The 5580-nt window shown below is 69.9% G+C and carries 7 protein-coding genes; all 7 read left to right on the top strand.

Translation table 11 applies throughout. The features are described 5' to 3' along the window. The coding region (locus tag VGD93_RS05765) for an SPOR domain-containing protein (protein WP_395010097.1) at positions 1-1241 on the top strand (1241 nt) is incomplete at its 5' end. Positions 1242-1313: 72 nt separating this feature from the next. After that, entirely contained in the window at positions 1314-2120 is an 807-nt protein-coding gene (locus tag VGD93_RS05770) for a segregation and condensation protein A (RefSeq protein WP_395010099.1), read from the top strand. Next, positions 2120-2797 (top strand): SMC-Scp complex subunit ScpB, encoded by a 678-nt coding sequence (scpB, locus tag VGD93_RS05775; protein WP_395010101.1) that lies wholly within the window; start codon positions 2120-2122, stop codon positions 2795-2797. The genes VGD93_RS05770 and scpB overlap by 1 nt, the downstream gene beginning before the upstream one ends. Beyond that, entirely contained in the window at positions 2794-3894 is a 1101-nt protein-coding gene (locus VGD93_RS05780) for an ABC transporter ATP-binding protein (RefSeq protein WP_395010103.1), read from the top strand. The genes scpB and VGD93_RS05780 overlap by 4 nt, the downstream gene beginning before the upstream one ends. Before the next feature lie 48 nt (positions 3895-3942). Beyond that, complete coding sequence (gene tatA, locus VGD93_RS05785) at positions 3943-4152, top strand: twin-arginine translocase TatA/TatE family subunit (RefSeq protein WP_395010105.1); 210 nt, start codon at positions 3943-3945, stop codon at positions 4150-4152. A gap of 37 nt (positions 4153-4189) precedes the next feature. After that, positions 4190-4939 carry a Sec-independent protein translocase protein TatB gene (tatB, locus tag VGD93_RS05790; protein ID WP_395010107.1) on the top strand — a complete coding sequence of 250 codons (750 nt, stop codon included), beginning with the start codon at positions 4190-4192 and terminating at the stop codon, positions 4937-4939. A gap of 3 nt (positions 4940-4942) precedes the next feature. After that, positions 4943-5580 (top strand): twin-arginine translocase subunit TatC (tatC, locus tag VGD93_RS05795; protein ID WP_395010109.1); only part of this gene is annotated, 638 nt, incomplete at its 3' end.

Below are 5580 nucleotides of genomic sequence, written 5' to 3' on the forward strand. Positions count from 1 at the left end.
CGCCCGTCGCGCCGGTGGTGCCGCCACTTACGACCGGGTTTGCGCCGCGCAGGGCCGGCCTCAAGGACAACGAGCCGCAGGTCCGCTCGGCGGAAGCCGCCATCCTCGCCGCGGCCGCGGCGACGGGCGCCGAAGTCGGCCGCCTCGGGCCGGCGAGCGGCGACGACAGCCCCTACAAGCGGCCCCGGGGCAAGGCGCCGGGGACCGCCAATCCGTTCGCCGGCCTGCGGCAGTATGTCGGCCTCGCCGTCGCCGGGACGCTGCTTCTGGCCGCCGGTTTCGGCCTGTACTGGGTCTTGGGCATGGGGCGCGGGACCACCGAGGCGCCGGTGCTGACCGCCGACGCGACGCCGGCCAAGCAGCCGCCGGCGCCGGCCGATGCCGCGACGGAAGAAGCGCCGCGATCGGTGGTGTTCGACGAGATCAACGGCGTTGCCGCCGCCGACGATGCAGAGACGCTGGTGTCGCGCGACGAGACGGCCGGAGCCGACGTTGCCGAGGTCGCCCGCGTCGTGGCGGAGCCGCCGGCCGCGACCGAATCCGGCCTGGCCAACCGCAAGGTCCGCACCGTCACCGTGCGCCCCGATGGCACCATCGTCAGCGGTGACGAGGCCATCGCCGGGTCCGAGGCGCTGCCGGTCGACCGGCCGAACGTGCCGGTCGTCCCGGGCGCCAGCGTCGAGCCGTCGGATCTGCTGACCGCCGCCGTCGGGGAAGCGGAGCCGCTGGCGGCGACGCCCGAGCCCGACCCGATTGCGGCCGTCATCACCGACGGGCAGGCGCCCGCCGCCGGCGCCCCGCCGGTGGAAATGGCGGCGCTGGCGCCTGCGGGCACGACCCCGCCGGTATTCGACGCCAGCCTCGTCGCGCCGGTCCCGATGCCGCGTCCGGTCGATCGCAATGCCCTGCGCAGTGCCGCGCCCGCCCCGGCGGGCACGCTCGCCGAGCTGCCGCTGGTCGGCCTCGACGCTCCCGCCGCGGCCCCGGCCACGGCGGCGGCCGCCTATGTGCAGATTTCGTCGCAGCCGACCGAGGCCGACGCCCAGGCGGCGGTCCGTTCGGCCCAGGCGCGCTGGGGCTCGCTGTTCAACGGCAACCAGCTGATCGTGCAGCGGGCCGATCTCGGCGCCAAGGGCGTCAAGTACCGGGTCCGCCTGCCGGCAGCCTCGCTGCAGGAGGCGACCCAGATCTGCGCCTCGATCAAGGCCGACGGCGGCGATTGCTTCGCGACCAACGGCTGATCGCCAGCCACTTCGCTTGACGGCGATTCGACGGGGGGCCAAGGTCCCTCGTCAGCTGTGAGTAGGACGGCCATGAGCGACACATCATCGGGCTGGTTCGAGGCGCCGGAACGGGCGGCCGAGGGCGAGGTGATGTATGTCGACGTCGGCGGCTACGAGGGGCCGCTGGACCTGCTGCTCGAACTGGCCCGGCGGCAGAAGGTCGACCTTTCCGGCATTTCCGTGCTGGCCCTGGCCGAGCAGTACCTCGCCTTCATCGAGACGGTGCGCGAGAAGCGGATCGAGATCGCCGCCGACTACCTCGTGATGGCGGCCTGGCTGGCCTATCTCAAGAGCCGGCTGATGGTGCCGCAGGCGCCCGGCGACGAGGAGCCCTCGGGCGAAATGATGGCGGCGCTGCTGCAGTTCCGCCTGAAGCGCCTCGAAGCCATGCGCGGCGCCGCCAGCGCGCTGATGCACCGTCCACGCCTCGGTCTCGCCGTCTACCAGCGGGGCGCGCCGGAGCCGATCACGATCCGCAAGCGCAGCCTGTGGGAAGCCAGCCTCTACGATCTGCTCAAGGCCTATGCGACGCAGCGCGAACGCTCGGTGCCGGCCGACTACCAGTTGCGGGAGCGCACCGTGTGGTCGCTGCAGGAAGCGCGCGAGATCCTGCAGCGACTGATCGGCGACAGCCTCGACTGGGTGCCGATGCAGACCTACCTCGCCCGCTACCTGCCGACGCCGGAGCAGCGGGTGACCGCCATGGCCTCCACTTTCGCCTCGAGCCTTGAACTCGTGCGGCAGGGCCATGTAGAGCTTCGCCAGACCCTCGCCTTCGGCCCGCTCTTCGTGCGCCGCCGGGCCGGGGACGGCGGCGGGCCCGAGGACGCAAACTGATGCCTGAAGGCGAGATCCTGTACGACATCGAGCACGCGGAGGTCGTGGAGCGCAACCTGCGCATCCTCGAGGCGCTGCTGTTCGCGTCGGCCGAGCCGCTGGCGCCAGCCGAGATCGGCGCCTATCTGGGCGAGGGTGCCGATGTCGAGGCGCTGCTGGCCCTGCTGGCCGAGCGCTATGCCGGACGCGGCGTCAACCTGGTGCGCCGCGGCGACAAATATGCCTTCCGCACGGCCGAGGATCTCGGCTTCCTGCTGCGGCGGGAAGAGACTGAGAGCCGCACGCTGTCGCGCGCCGCGCTCGAGACGCTGGCAATCATCGCCTATCACCAGCCGGCGACGCGCGCCGAGGTCGAGGAGGTGAGGGGGGTGGCGACCGGCAAGGGGACGCTCGACCTGCTCATGGAGGCAGGCTGGGTGCGCATGCGCGGGCGCCGGCGCACGCCCGGCCGGCCGGTGACCTACGGCACGACCGAGGCTTTCCTCGATCATTTCGGGCTCGAGAGCCTCGCCGACCTGCCCGGGCTCGAGGAACTCAAGGGGGCCGGGCTGCTGTCCAGCCGCCTGCCGGCCACGATGCAGATTCCGCTGCCCTTCGACGGGCCGCTGCGCGACGACGAGGACCCGCTCGATCCCGATGATCTGGGCGAGGCGCCCGAGCACGAAGACGAACCATGACGCAGATCGACGAATTGGCCGGTTGGGGCCCGCGCGGGACCGCCGGGGTGAGCTTTGCGTCGGCCCTGACCTTCGACAATGTCGAAGTGACGCTGGGCGGGCGCGTCGTCCTCGACCATTTCAGCCTCAAGCTGGCGCCCGGCGAGATCGTCTGCCTGCTGGGCGAGTCCGGCTCGGGCAAGTCGACGGTGCTGCGGGTGGCGGCGGGCATCCAGCGGATCGACGCGGGCACGGTGCGGATCAACGACGAGATCGTCTCTGGCCCCGGGGTGCACATGTCGCCCGATAAGCGCGGCATCGGCCTGATGTTCCAGGATTTCGCGCTGTTCCCGCATCTGACGCTGCTCGAGAATGTCAGCTTCGGCCTCAAGCGGCTCGGCCGGACCGCGGCGCTGGCGCAGGCGCGGGCCGCCCTCAACCGTGTCGGCCTCGGCGATCGCGAGGACGACTATCCGCACCGGCTGTCGGGCGGCCAGCAGCAGCGCCTCGCGCTGGCCCGCACCATTGCGCCGCGACCCGGCATCCTGATGCTGGACGAACCGTTCTCGAGCCTCGATGCGCGGCTGCGCGAAAGCGTGCGGGGCGAGACCCTGGCGCTGCTGCGCGAAACCCACGCGACCACCATCATCGTCACCCACGACCCGGAAGAGGCCATGGTGCTGGGCGACCGCATCGCCCTGCTGCGGCACGGCCGCATTGCCCAGGTCGACGCCGCGGCGCGGATCTACGAGGCCCCGATCGATCTCAGCGCCGCACGCTTCCTGTCGCCGCTGAGCGAGATCGAGGCGACGGTGCGGGGCGGCGTCGCCGCCACGCCGCTGGGCCCCGTGCCGGCGCCCGGCCACGGCGAGGGCGACCGCGTCATCGTGGCCATCCGCCCGGTGGGCGTGATCGATATGTCGCGGGCCCATGCCGGCATTCCGGGCCGCATCGTCTCCAAGCGCGATGCCGTAGGGTTCGACCTATGCGAGGTGCTGGTCGAAGGCATCGAGCAACCGATCAGCATCCGGCAGCGCTCCGACAAGCAGTTCGTCGCCGGCTGCGACGTTTTCCTTACCCTCAATCCGGAACACGTCCTTGTCTTTGCCAAGGATTGAACCTATTTCTCAGGTCACCTTCAGCCTTCGCGTTCAGTAGGAGAGACAATGCACGCGCCTGGAATTTGGGGCATCATCGTTGTGGCCATAGTGGTGATACTGCTGTTCGGCCGCGGCAAGATTTCGTCCATGATGGGCGAAGTCGCCTCGGGCATCAAAGCATTCCAAAAGGGCCTCAAGGACGACGACAAGCCGCAGCGGCTTGACGCCAGTGCCCCGCTGGAAGCCAGGGAAGCCGAGAAGAGCAAGGACGCCTGATCCTAGCGGGTGACCGGTTCTTCGAGGGGATTGCACCATGCTCGGTGTCGGCTGGACTGAGATGCTCGTCATCGGGCTGGTGGCGCTGATCGTCATCGGCCCGAAGGAGTTGCCGACCGTGATGCGGAAGCTGGGCCGGTTCACCGCCACCATCCGCCGCATGGGCAACGACTTTCAGCGCGAATTGAACAAGACGACCGGGCTCGACGAGGTCAAGAACCTCCGCAACGCCATAACCCAGCCGCTGAAACAGACCACCGACGCCATCCGCAAGGAGTTCAACACCGTCACCGCATCGGGGACGGTGGAGCCATCCGGCGTGCTCAAGCCCGCTGACCCTAATTCGGAAAGCGTCGTGGATGAGATCCGCGCCGCGGCCGGCATGACACCGGCGGAATCGATCAAGGCGGCCGTGACCAAGGCATCGACGATAACGCCCGTGGCAGGGGCCACCCGGGTCAAGGCCGCGGCCGTGCCGGCCGAGGGCGCTGCCCCGGCCAAGCCTGCGGGTGCCCCGGCGGCGCGCAAGCGCGTGACGCGGGCCAAGGCGGCTCCCACGGCCAAGGTCGAGACCGCGGAATTGCCCGCGCCCCAGCCGGCGCCCGGGCCGGTCACCAAACCTGCTGCCAAGCCTACCGCAAAACCTGCTGCCAAGCCGGCCGCCGAGCCGCCCGCGCGCGCGGGGCGGGCCGACACGCAGGCCGCGACCGCGAAGCCGGCGCGGAAGAAGGCCGCGCAGGCACGCACGACCGGCGCCGCCGCCAAGCCCGCCGTCAAGAAGGCCTAACGCATGGCCGATACCAAGCAGCTTCCTCCGCCCGCGTCGGGAGACCAGGACGAACTTGCCGGCACCGAGGCGCCGCTGCTCGATCACCTCATTGAGCTGCGCAAGCGCCTGATCCGCTCGGTCATCGTCATATTCGCGCTGCTGATCGGCTGCTTCTTCTTCGCCGGCACGATCTTCGACGTGCTGGTGCAGCCCTACCGCGACGCCGTGGCTCCGACGCCGGTGGAACTCATCTACACCGCGCCGCAGGAATTCTTCTTCACCCAGCTCAGCCTCGCATTCTTCGGCGCGCTGTTCCTCGGTTTTCCCTATCTGGCGGTCGAGATCTACGGGTTCGTCGCTCCCGGCCTGTACAAGAAGGAACGCCGGGCCTTCCTGCCCTACCTGATCGCGACGCCGGTGTTCTTCGTGCTGGGCGCCGCCATGGTGTATTTCGCCGTGCTGCCGCTGGCCATGCGCTTCTTCCATTCGATGGAGACGGGCGAGATCAACATGCTGGTGAAGGTGTCCGAGTATCTCGGCCTCGCCATGACGCTGATCATCGCCTTCGGCATCTGCTTCCAGCTGCCCGTGGTGCTGACCCTGCTGGCCAAGATCGACCTGAGCGGCTCGGAGGCACTGAAGAAGGGCCGGCGCTATGC

This window comes from Devosia sp. (assembly GCF_036406155.1).
Lineage (GTDB): Bacteria > Pseudomonadota > Alphaproteobacteria > Rhizobiales > Devosiaceae > Devosia_A.

What these genes read in the sequence shown, in the direction of transcription:
- scpB (WP_395010101.1), top strand. Translation starts at nt 2,120, where the DNA reads ATGCCTGAAGGCGAGATCCTGTACGACATCGAGCACGCGGAGGTCGTG.
- tatA (WP_395010105.1), top strand. Translation starts at nt 3,943, where the DNA reads ATGCACGCGCCTGGAATTTGGGGCATCATCGTTGTGGCCATAGTGGTG.
- VGD93_RS05770 (WP_395010099.1), top strand. Translation starts at nt 1,314, where the DNA reads ATGAGCGACACATCATCGGGCTGGTTCGAGGCGCCGGAACGGGCGGCC.
- VGD93_RS05780 (WP_395010103.1), top strand. Translation starts at nt 2,794, where the DNA reads ATGACGCAGATCGACGAATTGGCCGGTTGGGGCCCGCGCGGGACCGCC.
- tatB (WP_395010107.1), top strand. Translation starts at nt 4,190, where the DNA reads ATGCTCGGTGTCGGCTGGACTGAGATGCTCGTCATCGGGCTGGTGGCG.